This window comes from [Clostridium] symbiosum ATCC 14940, assembly GCF_000466485.1.
Classification (GTDB): domain Bacteria; phylum Bacillota; class Clostridia; order Lachnospirales; family Lachnospiraceae; genus Otoolea; species Otoolea symbiosa.
In genome coordinates, this window is the sequence record NZ_KE992807.1 from 39,643 (window position 1) to 41,222 (window position 1,580).

The 1,580-nt window shown below is 48.1% G+C and carries 4 protein-coding genes; 2 read left to right on the forward strand and 2 right to left on the reverse strand.

The annotated features are described in order from the left end of the window. On the reverse strand, positions 1–350 hold a 350-nt coding region (locus CLOSYM_RS23145; RefSeq protein ID WP_207638253.1), incomplete at its 3' end, for a hypothetical protein. Here CLOSYM_RS23145 and CLOSYM_RS02385 point away from each other — a divergent pair. Beyond that, positions 330–830, forward strand: a complete 501-nt coding sequence (locus CLOSYM_RS02385; protein WP_021640797.1) for a DNA-deoxyinosine glycosylase — start codon at positions 330–332, stop codon at positions 828–830. The genes CLOSYM_RS23145 and CLOSYM_RS02385 overlap by 21 nt on opposite strands. A gap of 152 nt (positions 831–982) precedes the next feature. Further along, entirely contained in the window at positions 983–1,201 is a 219-nt protein-coding gene (locus tag CLOSYM_RS02390) for a hypothetical protein (protein ID WP_003501873.1), read from the forward strand. Here the strand turns inward: CLOSYM_RS02390 and CLOSYM_RS02395 are convergent, their stop codons facing one another. Next, positions 1,202–1,528: a branched-chain amino acid transporter permease gene (locus CLOSYM_RS02395; RefSeq protein ID WP_003501871.1), complete on the reverse strand. Its 327-nt coding sequence runs from the start codon at positions 1,526–1,528 to the stop codon at positions 1,202–1,204. Between the last annotated feature and the right edge of the window lie 52 nt (positions 1,529–1,580).

Sequence of the window (1,580 nt, forward strand, 5' to 3'; positions counted from 1 at the left end):
CACGGTTGTGTTCCGCGAGGTGTTTTCGTGCGCAATTTCCACGAAAATCCCGAGTTGCACGGCGCGACGCGTTGAAAAATTAACTTTTCACCACAATCAACGGCGTTTTTACCGTTTCTGTGCATCGCGAAGCGTGTTATTGTTCGCAGCACGCTGCTTTTGGGCGGGGTGTGAACAGTAACAGAAACTAAAACATGGATTTTTATATGAAAATCACACATTTTCCGCTTTATCCCTCCATCCCGCTGTGTTAGAATAAAGTAATCTATAAAATTCAAGACGGCAGGAGACCGGCTGATGCCGGCTTCCTGCTGCAGATGAGGTATATTATGCTCAATCATGTAGTCCATGGAATTGACCCCGTATATGATCAAAATTCTGAAATTCTGATACTGGGCTCCTTTCCCTCCGTAAAATCCCGGGAGGCCTGCTTTTTCTACGGCCATCCCAGAAACCGCTTCTGGCCGGTCCTGGCTGCGCTTCGAAAAGAGCCGCTTCCCGCGTCAACAAAAGAAAAAAGAAATTTTCTGCTGCGCAACCATATCGCCGTCTGGGATGTCATCGAAAGCTGTGACATTGAAGGTTCCAGCGACAGTTCCATCAGAAATGCCGTTCCCAATAATTTGAACCTGATTCTTAAGACTGCCTCTATCAGGCAGATATATACAAACGGAGGCGTATCGGCAAAGCTATATGACAAATACTGCCTTCCCTTTACAAAAATACCGGCCGTAAAGCTGCCGTCAACCAGCCCGGCCAATGCCGCCGCATCACTGGAGAAGCTGACCGGCGCCTGGAGCTGTATTAATGTGAATCTTCCGCCCTGCTGAACGATAACCGGCCCGCTCCGCACAGGCCACTGCTTTCAATGACAGCAACCGTTCAGACAGCAAAAAACATTACGGCTGAACCTGTTTTTATGCCTCTATTTTCCTGACATAGTTTTACCCGCTTTTACCACAATAATACTGAGGTGAGACATATGGAAAATAATTATAAGGCAGACGGCAAGTCAGACATTGCCGCAGACAAAACCCCGGAGTTTGATGAAAGTGAAACCATGTTCGATCTGGATATCTGTTCCGCCACAGACTGTACCGGCCTGATTCCGGCCCTTCCGCAGTCCGACGGCGAAATCACTTCCTACGAGCAGCTCTACCACTTTCTTCCCCGGGCAAAAAATGAAAGCGAGAAAGACTGATCAGAAGACAAGCTGCACCAGAACCATGTAGAGAACGGTTCCGGCTCCAATGCTCAAAAGTGAATTTTTCTTCCACGCATGAAGCGCTGCAACGGCAGCCGATGCAATAAATTCAGGGAGTCCGAAGGGCCAGTTCAGGATTTCTATTCCTTTCAGGCAGTAAACCACAAGAAGCCCCATCGTGGCATAGGGAAGCGTACGGCCCAGGTACTCCACGTATCTGGGCATCTCTTTGCCCTGTGGAAACAGGAAAAATGGGAGAAATCTCGTAATGGCCGTCCCTGCCGCCATTGCAATGACAATCCATAGTATATGCATGTCTGTCATTTTTCTTTCCTCCCCTCTTTTTTAGGTAGTGTCAAAAACTACCCTGCTTTTT